This window comes from Variovorax sp. KK3, from assembly GCF_001984055.1.
Lineage (GTDB): Bacteria > Pseudomonadota > Gammaproteobacteria > Burkholderiales > Burkholderiaceae_C > Variovorax.
Window position 1 is genome coordinate 14,674 of the sequence record NZ_LYVO01000016.1, and the last position, 20,474, is coordinate 35,147.

At 67.3% G+C, this 20,474-nt stretch carries 16 protein-coding genes; 6 read left to right on the top strand and 10 right to left on the bottom strand.

The features are described 5' to 3' along the window. Positions 1–9 precede the first annotated feature (9 nt). Positions 10–1,524 (bottom strand): M81 family metallopeptidase, encoded by a 1,515-nt coding sequence (locus B0W80_RS10120; protein ID WP_256856530.1) that lies wholly within the window; start codon positions 1,522–1,524, stop codon positions 10–12. Between the two features lie 80 nt (positions 1,525–1,604). Here B0W80_RS10120 and B0W80_RS10125 point away from each other — a divergent pair, with 80 nt between their 5' ends. After that, complete coding sequence (locus tag B0W80_RS10125) at positions 1,605–2,585, top strand: LysR family transcriptional regulator (protein WP_076999006.1); 981 nt, start codon at positions 1,605–1,607, stop codon at positions 2,583–2,585. 35 nt (positions 2,586–2,620) lie between these two features. Here B0W80_RS10125 and B0W80_RS10130 read toward each other — a convergent pair whose 3' ends face one another. Further along, positions 2,621–3,592, bottom strand: coding sequence for a tripartite tricarboxylate transporter substrate binding protein (locus B0W80_RS10130; RefSeq protein ID WP_076999078.1), 972 nt, complete (start codon positions 3,590–3,592; stop codon positions 2,621–2,623). A 128-nt stretch (positions 3,593–3,720) separates the two neighbouring features. On the opposite strand from B0W80_RS10130, the gene B0W80_RS10135 reads away from it, so the two are divergent. After that, complete coding sequence (locus B0W80_RS10135; RefSeq protein WP_076999007.1) at positions 3,721–5,340, top strand: alpha-amylase family glycosyl hydrolase; 1,620 nt, start codon at positions 3,721–3,723, stop codon at positions 5,338–5,340. 59 nt (positions 5,341–5,399) lie between these two features. After that, positions 5,400–6,983: an MFS transporter gene (locus B0W80_RS10140; RefSeq protein WP_076999008.1), complete on the top strand. Its 1,584-nt coding sequence runs from the start codon at positions 5,400–5,402 to the stop codon at positions 6,981–6,983. Positions 6,984–6,998: 15 nt separating this feature from the next. Here the strand turns inward: B0W80_RS10140 and B0W80_RS10145 are convergent, their stop codons facing one another. From B0W80_RS10145 to B0W80_RS10160, 4 genes are read right to left on the bottom strand one after another with little or no spacing between them, the layout of a single operon-like run. Next, positions 6,999–9,296, bottom strand: coding sequence for a CocE/NonD family hydrolase (locus tag B0W80_RS10145; protein WP_076999009.1), 2,298 nt, complete (start codon positions 9,294–9,296; stop codon positions 6,999–7,001). Then, positions 9,293–11,059 (bottom strand): ABC transporter ATP-binding protein/permease, encoded by a 1,767-nt coding sequence (locus tag B0W80_RS10150; RefSeq protein WP_076999010.1) that lies wholly within the window; start codon positions 11,057–11,059, stop codon positions 9,293–9,295. Before B0W80_RS10150 ends, B0W80_RS10145 begins: the two co-directional genes overlap by 4 nt. Further along, positions 11,059–12,447, bottom strand: coding sequence for a glycoside hydrolase family 15 protein (locus tag B0W80_RS10155; RefSeq protein WP_076999011.1), 1,389 nt, complete (start codon positions 12,445–12,447; stop codon positions 11,059–11,061). The genes B0W80_RS10150 and B0W80_RS10155 overlap by 1 nt, the downstream gene beginning before the upstream one ends. Further along, a complete protein-coding gene (locus B0W80_RS10160) occupies positions 12,444–13,742 on the bottom strand; it encodes a glucoamylase family protein (RefSeq protein ID WP_076999012.1) in 1,299 nt (432 codons plus the stop codon). The genes B0W80_RS10155 and B0W80_RS10160 overlap by 4 nt, the downstream gene beginning before the upstream one ends. 150 nt (positions 13,743–13,892) lie before the next feature. Between B0W80_RS10160 and B0W80_RS10165 the strand changes: the two genes are divergently transcribed. After that, positions 13,893–16,037, top strand: coding sequence for a glycoside hydrolase family 3 N-terminal domain-containing protein (locus B0W80_RS10165; protein ID WP_076999013.1), 2,145 nt, complete (start codon positions 13,893–13,895; stop codon positions 16,035–16,037). A gap of 29 nt (positions 16,038–16,066) precedes the next feature. On the opposite strand, the gene B0W80_RS10170 is transcribed toward B0W80_RS10165, so the two are convergent. Both B0W80_RS10170 and B0W80_RS10175 read right to left on the bottom strand, forming a co-directional pair. Next, positions 16,067–16,351: a hypothetical protein gene (locus B0W80_RS10170; RefSeq protein WP_076999014.1), complete on the bottom strand. Its 285-nt coding sequence runs from the start codon at positions 16,349–16,351 to the stop codon at positions 16,067–16,069. A 137-nt stretch (positions 16,352–16,488) separates the two neighbouring features. Next, positions 16,489–17,763 (bottom strand): phosphatidylserine/phosphatidylglycerophosphate/cardiolipin synthase family protein, encoded by a 1,275-nt coding sequence (locus B0W80_RS10175; RefSeq protein ID WP_076999079.1) that lies wholly within the window; start codon positions 17,761–17,763, stop codon positions 16,489–16,491. A 253-nt stretch (positions 17,764–18,016) separates the two neighbouring features. Between B0W80_RS10175 and B0W80_RS10180 the strand changes: the two genes are divergently transcribed. Then, a complete protein-coding gene (locus B0W80_RS10180) occupies positions 18,017–18,388 on the top strand; it encodes a hypothetical protein (protein WP_256856532.1) in 372 nt (123 codons plus the stop codon). A gap of 80 nt (positions 18,389–18,468) precedes the next feature. Here B0W80_RS10180 and B0W80_RS10185 read toward each other — a convergent pair whose 3' ends face one another. Together B0W80_RS10185 and B0W80_RS35405 are read right to left on the bottom strand one after the other, a co-directional pair. Beyond that, entirely contained in the window at positions 18,469–19,002 is a 534-nt protein-coding gene (locus B0W80_RS10185) for a hypothetical protein (protein WP_076999016.1), read from the bottom strand. Further along, positions 18,999–19,160: a DUF6172 family protein gene (locus B0W80_RS35405; protein WP_179106871.1), complete on the bottom strand. Its 162-nt coding sequence runs from the start codon at positions 19,158–19,160 to the stop codon at positions 18,999–19,001. The genes B0W80_RS10185 and B0W80_RS35405 overlap by 4 nt, the downstream gene beginning before the upstream one ends. 291 nt (positions 19,161–19,451) lie before the next feature. Here B0W80_RS35405 and B0W80_RS10190 point away from each other — a divergent pair, with 291 nt between their 5' ends. Next, complete coding sequence (locus B0W80_RS10190; protein ID WP_076999017.1) at positions 19,452–20,453, top strand: tripartite tricarboxylate transporter substrate binding protein; 1,002 nt, start codon at positions 19,452–19,454, stop codon at positions 20,451–20,453. The last annotated feature ends 21 nt before the right edge of the window (positions 20,454–20,474 follow it).

A 20,474-nucleotide genomic window follows, 5' to 3' on the forward strand; every position in this document is an offset into this window, starting at 1 on the left:
GACGCCGCATCAGGGCCGGGTGCGCGTGTCCGGCGACAGCTTCTTCCAGTTCAGCAATCCGGGGTCTGCGGGGAAGAGCCCGGTCGCATGGGCGATCACGATGTCTTTGGCGCGGTCTTCGACCAGGCACTCGAAGTCGGCGCGAAAGTGGTGCGAGCTTTTCACCACCACGATCTTCATGGTCTCGGGCTCGATGCCGACCATGCGGAACAGTTCGCGGTCCTGCGTGCCGATCCGGCCGCTGGAGACGACGACGAGAACGCCCGCAATCTCCAGGCATGCGCTCGGGCCGAGCAGGGTCTGGAACCCGGTCATCTTCGGGCCCTTGAAGACCGTGACGCCGTCGGACAGGGCGCGTACCGTGTACTCGCCTTCGACCGGCGCTTCGCTCGGCCCCGTGGGCGTGTCGAGCGACTCGCCGAGGCCGCATCGTATCGTCCGCCCCACGCCAGCCTCATGCGCGAGCCTGGCCGCATCAGGGTCGTACAGCACGCCGAGCGCGACGCGTCCCGGAAATGCTTCGCCGGCCTTGGCCTCGAGCAGCGCATGCAACATGCCCGTGGTGGATGCCGTGCCGCCCGCGCCAGGGTTGTCCTGCATGTCGGCGACGACGGCGGTTCGCGCGCTTCGGCGGGCACGCTCCAAGGCGTAGTCCACCCCTTCGCGTGCACCGAGGGCGGTGAGGCGCCACTGTGTCGGCTCGGCGACGTGTGCGTTGAGTGCCGCGACGGTCTCCTGTGCCTTCGCGCCGTAGGACCAGAGGGTCGGGCCGCACTCGTCGAAATCCGTGGCAGGAAAGGCCATGCAGAACGACGACACGGTGCCATTGCGCGCGTCGAGTTCTTCCAGCAATTCGTAGCAGCGGTGCGCAGGTTCGGTGGACGTGCTTTGTACGCTCACGGAAATCAGGAACGGCAGTCGCGCGAACGCCAGCGGCTCGCGTTCACCCTGGCGCGCCATGCGTTGCAGAAGTTCGGCTGCGCGTTCGCCCGTCTTGACGTAGTCGATGTGCGGATAGGTGCGGAATGCAACGAGCGCATCGGCGTGCTCCAGCATCGCTCGCGTGACGTTCGCATGCAGATCCAGGCTCGCGACGATGGGCATCTGCGGCCCCACTGCGGCGCGGACACGCCGGAGCAACTCGCCCTCTGCATCGTCCAGCGATTCCGTGGCGGCCGCGCCATGCAGTTCCAGGTACACGGCATCGAAGTCCAGCTTGGCGACGTCTTGCAGGATGGCGCTGCAGATCTTCTCGAACGCCGCGTCCGTGACGTAGGACGAGGGCACCGCGCCGCACCACAGGCTGGGCACCAACGTCCAGCCAAGCTCCTTCGCCACGCGCGCGAAGCCGGTGGCCGACACGTCCACCTTCGAGATCATCTCCAGCGTGGCCAGGCCATGCGTGGGCTTGGGAAAGCTCTCGCCACGTTCGAACGCCGCCCAGTCGGCGCGATTGGACGCAAAGGTGTTTGTTTCGTGTTTGAAGCCGGCGACGAAGACTCGCATGATCGAAGAAGATCCCATCAGTTTGGTTGAGGGGCATTCTTCTCCCACGAGAAGCGCGGCACAACGGATTTATAGTGCGGCAACCCCCAGTGAAAGTAATGAGTCCCGCGCCGTCTTCCTTTCTTTCCCCCTCACTGCTCGCGTGGCTGCGCTGCTTCGACGCCGCCGCACGCTGCGGCAGTTTCACCCGCGCCGCGGAGGAACTCCACGTCTCGCAAGGGGCGGTGAGCCAACAAGTGAAGAAGCTCGAAGAGCGCTTGAACGTCGCCCTGTTCCTGCGCGTTCCTTCGGGGCTCACGCTCACGCCCGCGGGCGAACAACTCGTCTCGGCCACGCGCGATTCGTTTCGCGGCCTCGAACTCGCGCTGAGCCGTCTGCACGCATCGAGCACCGGCGAGCCCGTCAACATCAGTTGCTCCCCGTCGCTGGCGATGCTGTGGCTGACCTTGCGCCTGGGCAGCCTGTACCGCGCACACCCCTATCTGGCGCTGCGCGTGGTGGGAGAGTCCGATGGCATCGATTTGAAGCGCATGGCCCGCGAAGGCGTCGCAGCGGCGATCCGGTTCGGGCCTGGCGACGACAAGCATGCGGATGGCGTCGACCTGCTCGACGAATGGCTCGTGCCGGTCGCGTCGCCGGCATTCATCGAGGCGCATCCCGAGTTGCGAACGGAGCAAGACCTGCGCGGCGCGCATCTGCTGCACGCCGCAGACCCGTTCGAGGTGCCGGCCCTGACCGACGAATGGACGCAGTGGCTTCGCGCCGCGCACGTCGACTTGCCGGCCGAGCAATTGCGCCAGGGCACCCAGTTCAACTTGTCGTTGCTGGCAGTGCAAGCGGCACTCGGCAGCCAAGGCGTCGCCATGGGAAGGCTCGCGCTCGTGCAGGGCTATCTGCTGCAAGGGCGCCTGGTGGCGCCGTTTCGCAAGCGGGTGCGCGCGCGGGCCGCCTACTGGTTCGTCGGCAGTTCGTCGCATCCCGAGCTGTCGACCATCCAGCGCTGGCTGCTGGACGAAACCCGCCAATTCAAGGAACGGCGCGACGCCTACTTCGACCAGGAAGGCTTCACCGCCGTCTAGCGCCGCGGTGAGCGCCGGCGCATTCTCTCGCTCGGCTATTTGGCGGAGATGCCCGCGTCCTTGATGACCTTGCCCCAGCGCGCATGGTCCGCGCGAAGCGCGGCAGCCAGATAGGCGGGGCTCGCATCGCCGGCCGGCTGATTGCCCATCGCCACGATCTTCTGCCGCACGTCGGGTTGGCGCAGCATCGTGCCGACCGCATTGCTGAGACGGGTGACGATCGGTGCAGGCGTGCCGCGCGGGGCGACGAGCAGGTAGAAGCCGGTGACCGAATAGTCCTTCAAGCCGACTTCCTGCAAGGTCGGCACGTCGGGCATGGCCTCTTCCCGCGTGGGTCCGGTGGTGGCGAGCGCACGGAGCCGGCCGTCCTTGACGAACGGAATGGCGCCGAGGTCGCCGAACATCAGGTCGAGGTTGTTGCCCAGCATGTCCATGCGTGCCGGCTGGCCGCCCTTGTAGGGCACGTGGACGAGCTCGGTTCCCGTGGCGCGTTGAAAGAGTTCGCCGCTCAAGTGCATCATGCTTCCGGTGCCCGACGATCCATAGGACAACTTTCCCGGGTTCGCCTTGGCATAGGCGACGAGCTCGCCCACGTTCTTGATCGGCAGCGATGACCGCACCACCAGCATGTTCTGGGCGACCACGACCTGCGAGATCGGCACGAAGTCGTTGAAGGGGTCGTAGCGGATGTCGTAGAGGTGCGGGTTGACCGCGAAGACAGGGTTGGTCCCGAGGAACAGGGTGTACCCGTCGGGCGCAGAGCGCGCTGCGGCGTCCGCCGCGATGGCACCATTCGCTCCCGGCTTCGCATCGACCACCACGGGCTGCTGGAACTGCGCGGAGAGCTGGTCGGCGACCAGGCGCGCGATGTTGTCCGCGGTGGTGCCCGGGGGCCCGTTGTGGATCAGTCGAATCGGCTTCTCGGGCCAGTCGGCGCTGGCGACGGTGGCTGCGAAGCAGGTCAGCGCGAGAAGCGCAGCGCGGGCGAAGTGTCTGAGATGCGGCATGGTGCCGACGATTCTCACGGTCGTGCTCGGAGCCGGGCAAACTCTTAATAGTGATGCGGGGCACAGCGAAACTAATGAAGGCGGTCCGCCATACTTCCCGAAACCCAGCCCCAGAACAAAGGACTTCGATGTCGGCCGACGCTTGGTGGAAAAACGGGATCGTCTACCAGATCTATCCGCGCTCGTTCCAGGACAGCGACGGCGACGGCATCGGCGACCTCGCCGGCATCCGGCGCCGGCTCGACTACCTGGTGGCGCTCGGTGTCGATGCGATCTGGATCTCGCCGATCTATCCCTCGCCGATGGCCGACTTCGGCTACGACATCTCCGACTACTGCGACGTCGATTCGCGCTTCGGCACGCTGGCCGACTTCGATGCGCTTGCTGCCGATGCCAGGGCCCGCGGCCTGAAGTTGATTCTGGACTTCGTGCCCAACCATACGTCCGACCGCCACCCGTGGTTCATCGAAAGCCGCAGCGCACGCGAGAGCCCCAAGCGCGGCTGGTACCTGTGGCGCGACCCGGCGCCCGACGGCGGGCCGCCCAACAACTGGCTCAGCCATTTCGGCGGGCCGGCCTGGACGCTCGACGAGGCGAGCGGGCAGTACTACTGCCATTCCTTCCTGAAGGCGCAGCCCGATCTCAATTGGCGCAACCCGCAAGTGCGCGAAGCGATGTTCGAGGTGCTGCGCTTCTGGCTCCGTCGCGGCGTGGACGGCTTCCGCGTCGACGTGCTGTCGGACCTGATCAAGGACGAGCTGTTCCGGGACAACCCCGCCAACCCGGCCTTCGTGCCCGGCGAAAACCCCTTGCTGCAGCTGCTGCCCATCCACAACACCGACCAGCCGGACATGCAGGACATCGTGTTCGAGATGCGGCGCGTGACCGATGCGTTCAGCGACCCGGCGTCGAGCCGCGTGCTGATCGGCGAGCTGTACCTTCCGCTTCCGCGCCTGATGCACTACTACGGCCGCAATGCCGAAGGCCTGCTGCAGGGCGTGCAATTGCCGTTCAACTTTCAGCTGGTCGGCGCGAAATGGCTGCCCGCCGAAATCGACCGCATCGTGCGCGAGTACGAAGCCGCACTGCCGCCGGGCGCCGCGCCGAACTGGGTGCTGGGCAACCACGACAAGCCACGCATCGCGAGCCGCGTCGGCCCGCAGGGCGCCAGGCTGGCCGCGATGCTGCTGCTGACGCTGCGCGGCACGCCCACGCTCTACTACGGCGACGAACTCGGCATGGCCGACGTGCCGATTCCACCCGACCGGGTGCAGGACCCGGCCGAGAAGAACGTGCCCGGCAAGGGCCTCGGCCGCGACCCGGTGCGCACGCCCATGCGCTGGAGCGGCGAGCCCAATGCCGGCTTCACGACGGGCACGCCGTGGCTGCCGCTGGGGGAAGGCTGGGCCGAAGGCAACGTCGAGGCGCAGGCGCAAGACGCATCGTCGATGTTGACGCTCTACCGGCGCCTGATCGCGCTGCGGCGACGCGAACCCGCGCTGCACGAGGGCAGCTACGCGCCGCTCGCTGCAGGGCCCGAGGTCTTGGCCTACGCCCGAGCCCACGGTGCGCGGCGGCTGGTCGTGCTGCTGAACTTCGGCGCGACGCCGGCGCCCATTCCGTCGCAACTGCTCGGAGTCGATGCGGAGCTGCTGGCGTCCACCCATGCGGACGGCGAAGCGTCGCTGCACGAAGGGCGGATGCTGCGGCCGCTCGAAGGCCTGGTCTTCGCGAGCGCGCCGGCCTGATGGCCGGGCAGGGGAGGCCCGTCACGGACGCCCGACATAATCGGGCAGAACCTCCCCCGATGTCCTCCGCATCCAATTCCCTCTGGTCGTCGCTGCGCCTGCCCGCCTTTCGGGGCCTGTGGACCGGCAGTGCCATCTACTTCACCGGCAACGCCATGCAGGTCATGGCCGCTTCATGGCTCATGGTGGAGCTCACGGGGTCGTCCTTTCTTGCGGCGCTGGTGCAGACGGCCGTATTCCTGCCCATGTTCCTGCTGGCGCTGCCGGCGGGCGTGCTGGCCGACACCACCGATCGTCGGCAACTGATCCTGAGGGCGCTGACGGTCCAGGTGGTCATCGTCGTGATCCTGTCGCTGCTCGCCATGGCGGGATGGGCCGGGCCGGCGACCCTGCTGCTCTTCACCTTCGCCGCCGGCTGCTGCACGGCCTTGCTCTCGCCCGCCTGGAACACCAGCGTGGCCGACTCCGTGCCGCGCGAAGACATGCCGCAGGCCATCACCGCGATGTCGATCGCGTGGAACAGCGCGCGGGCCCTGGGGCCGTCGATCGCCGGCTTCGTGTTCGCATGGCTCGGCGCGGGCTGGGTGTTCGTGGTCGCCGTGATGAGCGCCTTGGTGATGATGCAGGCCGTGCGGCGCTGGCCCCCTGCACCGCACGCGAAGTCGCCGCTGCCGGCCGAGCGGCTGTGGAGCGGCACCATCGCGGGCCTGCGCTACGCCAGGCACTCGCCGATGATCCTGGCCCAGCTGGTGCGAACCGTGGCCTACAGCGGCACCGGCTCGGCACTGTGGGCGTTGCTGCCGGCCATCGCGGCGCAGCAGTTGAACCTGGGCGCCACGGGCTTCGGCTTTCTCATGGGCTGCCTGGGCACGGGTGCGGTGGCGACGGGCCTGGTGCTCGGCAAGCTGCGTGCGCGCCTGGGTCTCGAGCGGCTCGTCGCGCTGGGTTGCCTCGTCTTCGCGATCGTGATGCTCGTCGCCGCGTTCGTGCGCATTCCCACGGTGGTCTTCGTCGCCCTGGCCTTCGGCGGCGCGGCGTGGATGGCGGTCATGGCCACCTTCAACACCGCCACGCAGTCGAGTGCGCCGCCATGGGTACGGTCGCGGGCCGTGGCGCTGCACACGGTCAGCGCGCTGGGCTCGTTCGCGATCGGCTCGGCCTTCTGGGGCGCGGTGTCGGGCATCACCGGGCTGCCGATCGCGCTGAGCGTCGCCGCGGTCGCGATGGCGGCAGGCATCTTCCTGGCCCGCTGGCTGCCGCTGCGCATGGGCGCCTCGCAGGAGGTCACGCCCGTGTCGCTGTGGGAAGACCTCTTCATCAAGAACCAGCCGCTGCCGGACGACGGCCCGGTGTCGGTCGAGATCGGCTATCGCATCCGCCCCGGCGAAGCCGAGGAGTTCCTGAATGCCGCGACGCAGCTGCGTGCCTCGCGGCGCCGCGACGGCGCGACCCTGTGGCGCGTCTATCGCGACCTGGGCGATCCGTCGCGCTACGTCGAGCGCTTCATCGTCGCGTCGTGGGCCGACTACCTGCACCAGCGGGCGCGCGCCACGCTGGCCGACCAGGAGGTCGAGGCGCGCGTGCGGATGTTCCTGCGCGAAGGCGAGACGGTGACGATGCAGCACTACATCGCCGAGCGCTGACATCGCGCAGCTCGGTCAAGGCCCGCCGGTCTGGATCTCGATGTGGCTGCGCTCGTGCCAGCGCACGCGCATCGGCCGCTTCGCGTCGCGGATGGTCTCGGAATTCACGTCCTTGCCGCTGCCGTAGTTGATCTGCCGGTCGGGCCGCTTGTTGATGCCGAGCACCAGCACGATGCGGCTGCCCGCCGCCAGCTTGCGCGCGGTGGCGCGTTCGGTCGTGAAGGCGAGTTGCTGCCTCACCCCCGCCCGCAGCAGCCGGCGATGGGTGCGGTGGCCCGCGTAGCTGGCACGGAAGTCGTAGGTGTCGAAGAGCAGCTGGTAGTCGCCGCTGGCCGTCTGCTCGTACAGCGACACGTTCAGGTCCACGTCCTGCCGCGACGGCGTGATGTCGAACACGCCACGCAGCATGCCGTCGACTTCGGTGTCCTTCTGCAGCGGCTCGCTGACGAAGCGGATGGCGTTGCGCATCGGCAGCAACTTCGAGCGCAGCGAATCCGGCCAAGGCTCGTGCCCGTCACGCCGATCGGCCAGGTCGACCGAAAGCCGCGCGCTGCCGGCCGCTTCGGCCTGCGCGTTCGCCAGGCGGTGCGCGCCTTCCTGCTCGCGCGGGTCGAGGTACAGGCGCATGCGCGTGCGGTCCGGTGCGTCCAGCGCGGGCCGATGGCGCCACTCGTTGGCGCCCATCACCTGGTAGTTGACGCGGTCCTGCAGCAGCGCGGGCTTGTTTGCACCCCTCAACACGTGGTCGAGCCACTGGTAGCGCAGGTCGGGCAGGTCGATGCGTGCCGCCGGGTCGAGCGTGTAGCCGCGCAGCTGCGCCGCGGTGCCGAGCTTGATGGAGTTCGCGTCGTAGGGGCCGAGCAACAGGGTCGAGTCGGCCTCCGGCCGGTGCCGGCGATGCTCCTGGTGGTAGTACAGCGCGCCCGCTTCGGCGCCGTAGTAGCCGGCGATGTTGAGCACCGGAATGTCGATCTGCGCGAACTGCTTCGGCGCCGGCAGGAACTTGCGCCAGAAGCGATCGTGGCTGGGATGCGTCAGCCAGCTTCGCACCAGCCGGTTGCGCTTGCCCAGCAGCATGCGGTCGATGTCCCAGTAAGGGCGGCGGCCCCTGTACCAGCGCTCGTCGAGCGCCTGCCAGCGCGCATCAGCAGCGGCACCGGCACCCGCATCGGGGCCGGCGTCTCCGGTGGCATCGGCATCCGCGCGCACCGCGCCGGCCATCGCGTGGTCCTGCATCCAGCGCACCATCGAGTTGCGGTAGATCTGCCCGGCCATCGGAAAGTCGATGCCCGGTGCCATCGGCGCGGTGATGGCGATGGCCTTCAAGGCGGACGGCTTCCGGCGTGCGGCGGCCCAGGCTGCGAAGCCCGAGTAGCCGTCGCCGAGCATGGCCACGCGGCCATCGCTCCACGGTTGTTTCGCGATCCATTCGATGACGGCCGCCGCATCCTCGCCGTCGCGCACGAAAGGCCGCACGGCGCCCTTGCCGTCGGGCGTGCGTCCGCGCACGAAGGCCGTGACACCGACGTAGCCCTTGACGGCGCTGCGGTGCGCGTCGTCCTCGGCGGGGTCGAGCGTGAAGCGCAGCACCGCGGGCAGCGGCCCCTGCGCCCGGCCCGGCCGCACGATGCTGGCGTAGATCGTCGCGCCGCGCACGCGAATGCGGATGTCGTTTTCCGCCACGTAGCGGGCGCGGTTCTCCGCGGCGACCAGCTCGGGCAGCAGCACGTTGTAGGCCCGGCGCGAGTCGAAGGCCAGCCAGGCGCGCACGAGCTCGATCGCTTCCGCTTGCGGAATGCTGCCCTTGGCGCGCCAGCGGTCGAACTCCTGCTGCACGGGCGGCTTGAAGGCTGCAGGCGGCATCTGCAGCCGCGCCATGACGGCGGCCGCCTGCACGTTGTCGAGCGGCGTCATGAACTCCTGGAACGAGCGCGTGAAGGCCTTGGGGAAGCCCATGCGCTCGTTCGTCTCGATGGCGCGTGCATTCGAATAGATGCCTTCGACCACGGCGCGCTCGGCCGGCCCGTTGAAAGGCTTGCCCTGGTAGCGGGCGCGCAGCGACTTGTTGCTGTCGTTGGCCGCACGGTAGGTGCCGCTGACGATCTGCAAGGCCGTCAGGTTGGTGAGGAAGACGTCGTTGTCGTTGTCGCGGTAAACCGGCACGATGCGCTGCGCCAGGTCGCGCATCACCTCCACTGCCGCGGCGTCGTCGGCGTCGCGCGGCGGCTTGAAGCCGAAGTTCTGCGCCCAGACCCAGGCCGGCAGCATCAGCACCAGCAGCAACAACAGCGCGCGACGGGCATGAAGGCTCATGGCGGCAAGTCCTCCGGCGCGGCTTCCGGTGCCTTGACCAGGTGCACCACCTGCGTGAACAGCCGGCTGTGCGCCTCGCCGGCCGAGCCGATGTGGACGATGCCCGTTTGCGCGAGCTGGCCGTCCAGGAGCTCGATGATGACTTCGAGCGTGTCGTCGTCGAATGCGCCGAAGGCTTCGTCCATGACCAGCCACGGCGGCTTCTGCAGCACCACGCGGGCGAAGCCCAGCAGCAGCTGCTCGTCCATGCTCAGTTCGCGCTCCCAGCGGCCCGTGGTGTCGAGCAGGGGCGCCAGCCGCTGCAGGCCCACGCTCGCCAGCGCCGCGACCATGGCCTCGCGCGGATAGTTGGCCGACTCCATCGCATAGGTCAGCGCTTCGGCCAGCGTGCCGCGGGGCAGGTAGGGCGTGCCGCGCGGCATGTAGTGGATCGTCTCGCCGCGGGGCAGGCGCACGGTGCCCGCGCCCCAGGGCCACAGCCCCGCGAGCGCGCGGAACAGCAGGGTCTTCTCGGTGCCCGGCGTGCCGAGGATCAGCAGGCGCTGGCCGGCCTCGACCACGAGATCGGTGGCGTCCAGTCGATCGTGGCCGGTCCAGGCGCGGACTTCGAGCGCCTCGATCGCCAGCGCGCCGGACTCGCCTTGTTCGTACGCGATGCGGCTGCCGCCCGCCTGGGCTTCGAGTTCGGACGAGGTCAGCACCTGGCGCAAGCCGGCGACGCGCAGCAGCGTGGCCCGCCAGTCGGCGATGAGGCTGAAGTTGTCGACGAACCAGCGCAGCGACGATTGCGCCTGCGTGAACGCGGCGGCCGCCATCATCAAGCCGCCGAACGACACCTTGCCCGAGAAGTACAGCGGCGCGGCCACCAGGATCGGCGCGATGACGGTGACCCAGCCGAAGCCCGCCGTGACCCAGGTCAGGTTGGTCAAGCCCAGCACCACGCGCGACGTGGCCTGCAGCACCTCGCCCAGATGCAGGGCGACGCGGCGCTTCTCGTCGGCCTCGCCGCCGGCCAGCGAGATGCCGTCGAGGTGCTCGCTGATGCGCGTCAGCGAAAAGCGCATTTCGCCTTCGCGTGCGTAGCGTTCGGCGTTGCGGGGAATCAGGCTCTTGCCGACCCAGTAGGTCATCAGCGACCCGGCAATCGCATAGAGGATCGCAGCCCACAGCATGAAGCCCGGCAGCGCATGGTCCCGGCCGTCGTAGAAGATGCTGAAGTCCTTCGACAGCACCCACAGCACGCCCGCGAAACTGCCGAACAGCATCGCGGCCTGCAGCAGGCCCACGCCGAGGGCCACCGACAAGTCGCACAGCTTCAACGTGTCGTCGTGCATGCGCTGGTCCGGATGCGCACCCATCGGCCCGCTGCCCTGCAGCCAGAAGGCGCGGCGCGGCTGCATCCACAGGCCCACCAGGTCGGTCACCAGCGCCTGGCGCAGCTTGAGCTGCAAGGTCTCGCTGAGCCAGCGCTGCGCCACGTTCAGCACCAGCAGCACGCCAGCGATCATCGCGAAGATGATCAGCTGGTCGATGAAGTCGCCCAGGTCGCGGCGCGAGATCGCGTCGTAGAAGGGCTTGTTCCAGCTGTTGAGCTCGATCTGCCCGTAGGCCGTGAGCGCGACGACGACGACGATGCCGGCCGCCAATGCGGCCAGCGTGTTGATGACCGCGGATTTGCGCAGGGCGCCGAGCAGGTCGCCGACCTGGCGGAAGACACCGGTCTTCAGCGCCGGCTCGGCGGGGCTCGGTGTCGATGCGTCCATCAACCCCGCGGTGCCTGGCTTGCGGCCGCGGTGCGGCGCGCCGAGACACACGAAATGAAGGCGGCGTAGCTCCAGGCCAGGTGCTTGGCCGAAGTCTGGGCGCCGCTGCGCTGGTCGAACTGTTCCGACAGGTCGCCGGCGGCTGGCGTGTAGGCGCGCACGGTGGCGAGATAGGCGCCGCCGCGGTCGAACCAGCGACGCGCCGCGTCGCCGCCCGCAGCCGCGGCGCGGAAGCAGAATTCGGCGGCACCGAGCGTCGAGAAGAAGTACGCACCGCCCGAGCAGTACACGTCGCCGGGGTAGCGGCCCATCGCCGTGCCCCGCCCCGGGGCGCGGTCGTGGTTGATCGGGTAGGCCGCGTCGAACAACGCGTCGAGGCGCGCCAGCGTGGCCTGCATGCGTGGGTCGGCCGGGCAGTGCGTGGTGGCGGCGTCGAGGCTGTGGATCGCCGAGAGGATCACGGCGATGTCCAGCGCCTTGGGGCTCGGCTCGTCGTCGTCCAGCACGCGCGAGCGGTAGTAGCCGTGTGCGGCGCCTTGTTCGTCCACGCCTTCGTCGACCCAGTAGCCGTCGAGCATCGCCAACACGTCGCGCGATGCGTCGCGGCAGCGCTGCGCCAGCGTCGCGTCGCCGAGTCCATCGAGCCACACCGCGCCATCGGCCAGCGCGGCCGCCGAGACGCGCAGCGTGTAGTAGTGGTGGCCGCTTTCCTCTTCCCAGATGTCGAACGAGGGCTCGCGCCAGTGGCGCAGCGTGAAGTCGAGGTCGAAGCGGATCAGGGCGGCGACCTCGGCCATCAGCGCGGCGTCGAGCCGACCGCCGGCCACCCAGCGCAGCAGCGCGATCGCGCGCAGCGGCGGGCCGTCGTGCTGCGGGCGCGCCCATTTCAGGATGTCGAGCGTGCCGTCGGGGTTCACCCGCGTCTCGGCAACGACGGCGTCGCCATGCGCGTGCGACAGGTCGTCGTCGTCGCGCAGGTACTGGAGCAGGCCAGGCTCCACGCGCTCCCGGCGGCCCGGCTCGGCGGCGTTCACGCGGCCGTCGAGCCGGTTCAGGTCCAGGCTGAAGCGCGTGAAGTCGCGCAGGTGCTGCAGCGCTTCGTCACCGATGCGCCCGTCGGCGTGAAGCAGGCGCAGCGCGTCGATGACGACGGCCGAGTCGCGAAACCAGTGGAAGAAATAGTCCGGGTCCGGGTCGTAGTTGCCGAGCACGGGCGATGCGACGATGGACCCCGCGACCGGGCGCACGGTCTGGCCGAAGCCGGTGCGATGCTTGACGATCGCGAGCGGCGAGATGCTGGCCAGCATCGCGCGCGCCGAGTGGCCCAGCTGCGTGGCGAGCCAGGACTCGAAGGCCTGGTCTTGCGGGCGCGTCGCGTCGGAACTCATGCGTCGGATTGCGCGAGGTACGGGCTGCCGAAGTCCAGCCGGCGCAGCCCTTCCTGCACTTCGGGCACGCTCATGAACAGCTTCCACAGCAGGCCCGTGCGATGGTTCTCCATCATCACGACGATCGGGCCCTGGTCGATGGCCAGGTAGGTTTCGGCGAACCAGTCGCGGCTTTCGTTGAACGCGTCGACGAATCCGTAGTCCTTCCACACCTTGGTGCCATGCACGGTCAGGAAATGCCGAATCACCTGCAGCACCTCGGCCGGTGCATAAGGCAGGCTGGCCAGCGCGGCCGTCGGCGAGATGGTGCCGTTGTCGTTGCTCGGGTCGTGCGCCAGATAGCCGTCGGGGTCGTCGCTGGCCGTGAGGCCCCAGCACGACGCACCGTAGCCCTTGAAGCCCCGCGGGTTGGCGATGCAGTGCGCGCGGTTGATCTTCACGTGCCGGGTGTTCAGGTCCCAGTAGTCGGCGTAGCGGTCTTTCAGGCCATGCGGATCGAGGCCCAGGTAGGAGTAGTGCGTGAAGAACAGCGGGCCGCCGTACGCCGAGCCCAGCGGCATGTCGATGCCGTAGTAGTTCTTGCCGTTGACGAAGTCGGGCCCGGACGAATAGCCACGGTGGTACACCCGCGGATCGACTGCATGGCGCGGCGCGGCAGCGGCCAGAAAGTAGGTGATCAGGCACTCGTTCGACCCGTGGATCTGGTGGTTCATCGCCCAGCCGTGGTTCGGGCTCCAGTGCCAATACAGCACGTCCTGCCCTCCCTGGGTGAACCAACTCCATTCGACCTCGTGCCACAGCGTGTCGAAGTCGGCGCGCAGTTGGCGCGCCGCGGCCGTGTCGTCGTCGAAGTACTGGCGCGCGCACAGCAGGCCCATGCAGAGAAACGAGGTCTCGACCAGATCGCCCGCGTCATCCTTGGGGCTCATCGGAAAGGTCTTGCCGCTTGCGCCGTCCATGAAATGCGGAAAGGTGCCGTGGTAGCGCTGGGCGCGAAGCAGCGCGTCGCGCATGCGGCCGAGCCGCTCCAGCGCCGCGTCGCGCGTGATCCAGCCGCGCTCCACGGCGACGATCATCGCCATGATGCCGAAGCCCGTGCCGCCGATCGCGACCCGCGGGTCGGCCACGTCTTCGCCCGTGGCGGCGACCAGGGTGCGGCGGTCGAGCGCCAGGCCGCTCGCGGCGTCGGCGCCATCCCAGAAATAGCGGAAGGTCTGGCGCTGCACGGCCTCGATCAATTCGTCGTCGGGCAGGGCTGCTAGCGCCTTCGGGGTCCTGTCATCCTTCTTCAACACGAACGGCTCCTTTCGTTGTCGTTTCGGGTGTCACTTCGATTGTCTTGTCAGGTGTCACGTTTGGTTTCACCGCGTCGCCGGCGCCATGCGGCCGACGGCTCCCCGCAGCATGCCATCATTAGGCCCCCTGGGTTCCATTCGAAATCCCTGATGAGCCGTATCGATACCCTCATGGCCCGCATGACGCTGGCCGAAAAACTGGGCCAGCTCACGATGGTGGCCTCGAGCTACACGGTCACCGGGCCGGTGCTGGCGGGGGACTCCACGCAGTCCATCGTCGACGGCACCGTCGGCAACCTGCTCAACATGGTCGGCCCCGGCCCCACGCACGAGATGCAGCGGCTGGCCGTCGAGAAGTCGCGGCTCGGCATCCCGCTCCTGATCGGCCTCGACATCATCCACGGCCACCGCACGCTGTTCCCGATTCCGCTCGCGGAGGCGGGCCTGTTCGACGAAGACTTGTGGGAGCGCACGGCCCGCGAGGCCGCGCGCGAAGGCGCCGCCGACGGCCTGGCCATGACCTTCGCGCCCATGCTCGACGTGTCGCGCGACCCGCGCTGGGGCCGCACCGCCGAAGGCCCGGGCGAAGACGGCTGGCTCAACACGCGCATCGCGCAGGCCAAGGTGCGCGGCTTCCAGGGTGCCGACCTGTCGTCGGCCGAATCGATGGCTGCCTGCGCGAAGCACTTCGTCGCCTACGGCGGCGTCAACGCAGGGCGCGAATACGCCGAGGTCGACATTTCCGAACGCACGCTGCGCGAGCTGCACCTGCCGGGCTTCGCCGCGGCCGTGCGCGCCGGCGTCGCGACGCTGATGCCGGCCTTCACCGATCTCAACGGCGTGCCGATGACGGCTCACATCCCCTTGCTGCGCGACTGGCTGCGCGGCGAGATGGGCTTCGACGGCGTGATCGTCAGCGACTACAACGCGATCGCCGAACTCATCAAGCACGGCGTGGCCGCCGACCTGGCCGATGCCGCCGTGCTCGCGCTCAAGGCCGGCGTCGACATCGACATGATGGCCGATGCCTACCGCAAGGGCTTGCCCATCGCGCTGGAGCAGGGCAGGGTGACCATCGAAGAGATCGACGTGTGCGTGCGCCGCGTGCTGCGGCTCAAGGAACAACTCGGCCTGTTCGACGACCCCTATCGCCGCGGCACGGCGCAAGAGGCTTCGGCAGTGATCGCGGAGCGCCACGCGCTGTCGCGCGAGGTCGCGGGCAAATCCATCGTGATGCTCAGGAACGAGCGCGACACCTTGCCCTTGCCCTCGACGGCCAAGGCCTTGTGCGTCATCGGCCCGCTGGCCGACGCCAGCACAGAGATGAAGGGCCCGTGGTGGGGCGCCGGCGAACACGAGCCGGCCGTCAGCGTGCTGGCCGGCCTGCGCGCCGCGCTGCCGCAGACCGACATCCGCCACGCCGCCGGCGTGCCGATCGTGGACGACGACGACAGCGGCATCGATGCGGCCGTGGCACTGTGCGACGGTGCCGATGCGGTGGTGCTGTGCCTCGGCGAACGCGCGACCATGAGCGGCGAGGCGGCCAGCCGCGCCGCGCCCGTGCTGCCGGGGCGGCAGCAGGCGCTGGCCGAGGCGGTGGTGGCCCGCGCGCGGTCGCTCGGCATTCCGGTTGTCGTCGTACTCTTTTCAGGCCGGCCGCTCGTCGTGCCCTGGCTGGCCGAGAACACCGATGCGCTGCTGGCCGCGTGGTTCCTCGGCGTCGAGGCGGGCCACGGCATCGCCGACGTGATCACGGGCCGCATCTCGCCCAGCGGCCGCACGCCGATGAGCTGGCCCCGTGCGCTTGGGCAGGTGCCGATCTTCTTCGGGCAACGTCCCACGGGGCGGCCGATGAATCCTGCGGATCACTTCACGAGCAAATACCTGGACGTGGCCAACACGCCGTTGTACGACTTCGGACATGGGCTGACTTATGGGCAGTTCAGCTACGACGAGCTTCAGGTCGAGCCGGCGCGCCTGCGCGAGCAGGACACGCTGACCGTCAGCGTGAAGCTCAGCAACGTGGGCGCGCATGAAGCGGAAGAGACGGTCTTCCTGTTCGTTCGCGGCAAGCGAAATCTGGTGACGCGGCCGATGCTGGAGCTGAAGGGGTATGCAAAATTGCGGCTGAAGCCAGGGGAAACAGGGTCGGTGAAGCTCGAGGTGCCGGCGGCCGACCTGCGCTATCTGGGGCCCGACCTGGCGCCCCTGTTCGTGGCGGGCCAGGTCGAGATCCTCGTGGGGCCGAGTGCTGCGCAGACAGGGTTGCTGGCGCAAGTCATCGAGTTGGGTTGAGCGCGCCGTTGGCGTCGCCTTGGCCGGGTCTATTTCGCCTTCTTCGCCTTCTTCGTCTTCTTCGTCTTCTTCGTCTTTTTTGTTCTCTCGCTCTTCTTCACCTGCTTCTTCGCAGCTTTGCTCGCCTTCTTGCCAGCACCGCCTTTGCGTGCCTTCTTCTTTGCAGTCTTCTCCGACTTCTTGAAGGCATCTGAAGCTGGTGCACCCTTGTCGCCCTTTTTGCGCATCTTCTCGCCGCTGCCTGCGGCGATCCGTTTGCGCTTGGCTTGGATGTTGGCGTAGAGGCCGCGCTTGCTTTTTCTTCGACTGGCCATTGTTGCTCCGGTGTTCGAGACGTTGCTGCGCGTCAGCGCACGAGTCGCTGGACTCTGTCCTTCCGGGGTGTAAGGAGCGGGGGGAGTGCGGGGCGAGCGGATTTCGCTCGACGCGCTGTAGGACTCCGAGCGCGCGGTCAGAGCTGGTTGTAAACCAATGCCGCGAAGCGCTCCGTCACTTTTTCCCAGATCGGACGGTCGCGCCACTGCTCGAAGGTGATGCGCTTGGACACCGACAAGTCTTTCTCGAACTGCTGAGTTTGAGCGCGCGCAAAAGCTTCGTCGTAGATGTTGAGGTTGGCTTCGTCGTTCAACTTGAACGACCGATTGTCGAAATTCGTGGAGCCGACGGATACCAACAGGTCGTCGACCGTGAACACCTTGACGTGAAACATCGTCGGCTGGTATTCGTGGATCTGCGCGCCCGCTTCCAGCAGCGGACCCCATGCCGACCGAGATGCGGCGCGCACGGTCTGTGAATCGATGATCGGTCCGGGCGTGATGATCCGGACGCGCACGCCGCGGCGCAGGGCTGCGACCAGCGCGCCGACGGTCAAGTCGTCCGGGACGAAATAGGCGCTCGACAGATCGATCGTGCGCGCCGCCGCGGCGATCGACAGCAGGTACATCAGGTGCACCGACTCGCTGCCACCGCTCGGCGAGCTGCTGAAGGTTTGTGCCTTGCCTTGCCCCTGTGACACTGAAAGGGCTGCAATTGCCGGGAAGTAAGCCTCGCCGTGCAGCACGTCACCCGATGCCTTGATCCAGTTGTCCATGAAGACCGACTGCATCTGCGCCACCACGGGTCCCTCGACCTTGAAATGCGAGTCGCGCCAATGCTTCGGATCTTGCGCGTTGCCGGTCCACTCGGTCGCAATCCCCACGCCACCCGTGAAGCCGACCCGTCCATCGACGATCAGCAGCTTGCGGTGCGTGCGATTGTTCATGCGTGAGAGGTCGTAGAAGCTCGGCTTGTGGAACTTCCGCACCTGGACGCCGGCGTCCTCCATTTCCTGGATGAAGCGCTGCTCCATCTTTCCGCTTCCGACCCAGTCCAGCAGCACGTGGACTTTGACGCCATTGCGTGCTCGCTCGGCGAGCGCTGCAGCGAATGCTTGCCCGATCTCGCCCGACCAGTAGATGTAGGTTTCGAAAGTGATGGTCGTGCGCGCCGAGCGAATCGCCGCCAGCATCGGCGGAAAGATCTGGTCGCCGTTGAACAGTGCCTCGAAGCGATTGCCTTCCGTGATGGGCGACCCGAGCATCACGCCGAGCGTGCGCTGGTACTGCGCGTCGTGCATCGCGTATTCGCGCTTGATCTGCTCGTCGAGCCGCTTCTCTCCGCTCGTGAGATTGAGGACCAGCAGCGTCGCCGCAAGCGTCAGGAGAATGGTGACGCAAACGAGCTTGATCTGGCCGTGCTTCTTAAGTTTGGTTCTCAAATGGGCACGCCTCGTTTTCCATACATCGCAAGCGGCGAACCTCCAATGGGGCGCCGACCTTTCGCCGACGAATATAAGGGCTCGGAGACACCACGTGATCGGAAATGGGCAGCGACCTGGTCGGGCTGGACAATGATCAGTCCATATCCCTCATGCTTGCGCCGAACTTCGCTCACATCGAATGACATCACGTACACGATTCAAAAGAGCCGGAGTTGCGTTCGTGTTCGTCTGGTTCTTCATCGGCGGCATCGCGCACTTCGTGGCAACCGAGGCCGAGATGAAGATCGTTCCACCCTACATTCCCTGGCCGCGCGCAGCCGTCCTGGTGAGCGGCGTCTTCGAGCTGCTGGGTGCAGCAGGCCTCCTGTGGCGACCGACGCGCCGTGCCGCAGGGATCGGCCTGTTCGCACTCACGCTGGCCGTGACGCCGTGCCATGTCTACATGTTGCAGCGACCCGAGCTGTTTCCGGTGCCGGTCTGGGCGCTGTGGCTCCGGCTGCCGATCCAAGTGGCGTTGCTGGCGTTGATCGTGTGGTGCTCGGCACCTGAGCGGCGAAAGGCCGATTCGCGTGGTGAGGACAGGCCCGCGTGAGCTCATTTGCAGCCGCTATCAGGCTGTAGATCAGCCGAACTTCGCGCAGGTGCGGCGCGGAGATGGCTCCGAGCCAGGCGTCAGTCGTGTCCAAGGAGCTGCAACACCCGGCCATCGCCCACGAAAGATTCGGCCACGAGCATTCGGAATTCCGTATCACGCGGGAACCGTGGCAGTGCGATCGCCGGCTTCAAGAACTCGACCTGAAGCGTTTGCGGCGTTCCGCGCCGAAACGCCTTGCCCGGCGGCACGACCCAGCGTGCCGAAAAGCCTTCGTTGTCCACGACGAGTGCGCAGTGGTGCTCGCCTTCGCCAATCAGCGAGTTTTCGGAGGGGAGTTGGGGCGCTCGCAGCGTGAGCTCGACGAGGGCGTGGGGTCGGAATGCGTTGCCGGCCTCGAAACCCGTCGGCTCCGCGGTCACCGGCCGCCGTAGCTTGGCAATGAGCCAGGCGATGACGTTGCCGATGATCGGCAGCCACAACAGCATCAACAAGGTGCCGACGTCGCGGGCCGTCGACCCGGGCTCGGAGAGCGCTCGCAGCAGCGCACCGCCGAGCGCCGCGCACAGCAGTGCGATGACGATGAACCTTCGCTTGGCCTGGATGCCCGTCATGACGCGGTGCCGCTCAACTTCTTGTGCCGCAGGTCCGTGCCTTCGGGCAGGTCGCGCCGTCGTTCGAGCAGGACGTACGTTCGACCTTCGCACCTGACCGCATCAAGCATCCGATCGGGCTTCTTGCCGTCGAGATGCTTCGAGAATGACTTGTTCATGGGTGATCGTAACGCGCCGTTCCCTGGCAGGGCTCGGCCCGGCCCATGGGACTGCGAATGTCGACTTCCGCATCTTGCGTGAGCACAGTCGATGGTCCATGGCGCCACGAGGACCGACGACCCAAGCGCAATCTTGATGCCTGGATAAGTCAGATCCGTTGTCCACGATCAGTCTTCCTAATGGTGGCGCAAGCACTGCCCAGGAATCGAGTTTGCAACCCTAGACTTCCCTCGGCCCGCGAATCGCTCACTGTGCGGTTCGCCCGTTCAGATCCATACAGGAGACATCAAATGCGCGTGCTGAGTATCCCCAATTCGTATCGTCGCCAGTACTTCGCGGTGGCAGCCCTGGCCTTGCTTGGTGGCGCCCAGGCCGTCCAGGCGCAGGCATCCGGTTCCTATCCCAATCGGCCTATTCGATTGGTGGTCGGCTTCCCGCCCGGTGGCTCGTCGGATGCAACGGCTCGCCTGCTGGGCGCGTCGCTGAGCACGAAGCTTGGACAGCCCGTCATCGTGGACAACAAGCCTGGTGCGAACACGGTGATCGCCGCGCAGTACGTCAAAAGCCAGCCGGCCGATGGCTACACGCTGCTCGCAGCGCAGTCCTCCTTCGCGATCAACCCTTCGCTGCAGAAGCTCAACTACAACATCGCGACCGACTTCGCTCCCGTGGCCCTGCTCGGGGTCATCCCGCTCGTGATGGTGACGCCCAACCAGGTGCAAGCCAAGTCGGTGTCCGACGTCGTGGCCTTGGCGAAAGCGCAGCCGGGAAAGCTGTCTTATGCGAGCTACGGCGCGGGGAGTGCGGGCCACATTGCATCCGAGTTGATTCTGTCGATGGCAGGCGTCGACATGATCCACGTTCCGTACAAAGGGTCAGGTCCCGCACTGGTGGATGTGATGGGCAACCAAGTGTCGATGATGCTCTCGACGGTCACCGCCGCGGTCGGTGTCGCCAAGGAGAACAAGGTGCGTGCGGTCGCCGTCACGAGTGCCAAGCGGGTTGCAGCCTTCCCCAACGTTCCGACCGTCGCGGAGTCGGGACTGCCGAACTACGAACTGGTGGAATGGGAAGCCATCCAGGCGCCCGCCGGTACGCCGAAGGACATCATCGACACGTTGAACAAGGCGTTGCGGGACGTCGTCTCGTCGCCTGAGGTGCGCGAGAAGCTGGCCAATCTCGGTATCGAGGCCGACGCTTCGAAGTCGCCCACCGAAGTGGGCGCCTTCGTTCAAAAGGAGCGAGACAAGTTCGCCAGGATCGTCCAGGAACGAGGCATCAAACCCCAATGACCACGTGCGCCTCCGTCCGCG

Coding starts and splice junctions, on each gene's coding strand:
- B0W80_RS10120 (WP_256856530.1), bottom strand. CDS start 1,524: ATGGGATCTTCTTCGATCATGCGAGTCTTCGTCGCCGGCTTCAAACAC.
- B0W80_RS10125 (WP_076999006.1), top strand. CDS start 1,605: ATGAGTCCCGCGCCGTCTTCCTTTCTTTCCCCCTCACTGCTCGCGTGG.
- B0W80_RS10130 (WP_076999078.1), bottom strand. CDS start 3,592: ATGCCGCATCTCAGACACTTCGCCCGCGCTGCGCTTCTCGCGCTGACC.
- B0W80_RS10135 (WP_076999007.1), top strand. CDS start 3,721: ATGTCGGCCGACGCTTGGTGGAAAAACGGGATCGTCTACCAGATCTAT.
- B0W80_RS10140 (WP_076999008.1), top strand. CDS start 5,400: ATGTCCTCCGCATCCAATTCCCTCTGGTCGTCGCTGCGCCTGCCCGCC.
- B0W80_RS10145 (WP_076999009.1), bottom strand. CDS start 9,296: ATGAGCCTTCATGCCCGTCGCGCGCTGTTGTTGCTGCTGGTGCTGATG.
- B0W80_RS10150 (WP_076999010.1), bottom strand. CDS start 11,059: ATGGACGCATCGACACCGAGCCCCGCCGAGCCGGCGCTGAAGACCGGT.
- B0W80_RS10155 (WP_076999011.1), bottom strand. CDS start 12,447: ATGAGTTCCGACGCGACGCGCCCGCAAGACCAGGCCTTCGAGTCCTGG.
- B0W80_RS10165 (WP_076999013.1), top strand. CDS start 13,893: ATGAGCCGTATCGATACCCTCATGGCCCGCATGACGCTGGCCGAAAAA.
- B0W80_RS10170 (WP_076999014.1), bottom strand. CDS start 16,351: ATGGCCAGTCGAAGAAAAAGCAAGCGCGGCCTCTACGCCAACATCCAA.
- B0W80_RS10185 (WP_076999016.1), bottom strand. CDS start 19,002: ATGACGGGCATCCAGGCCAAGCGAAGGTTCATCGTCATCGCACTGCTG.
- B0W80_RS35405 (WP_179106871.1), bottom strand. CDS start 19,160: ATGAACAAGTCATTCTCGAAGCATCTCGACGGCAAGAAGCCCGATCGG.
- B0W80_RS10190 (WP_076999017.1), top strand. CDS start 19,452: ATGCGCGTGCTGAGTATCCCCAATTCGTATCGTCGCCAGTACTTCGCG.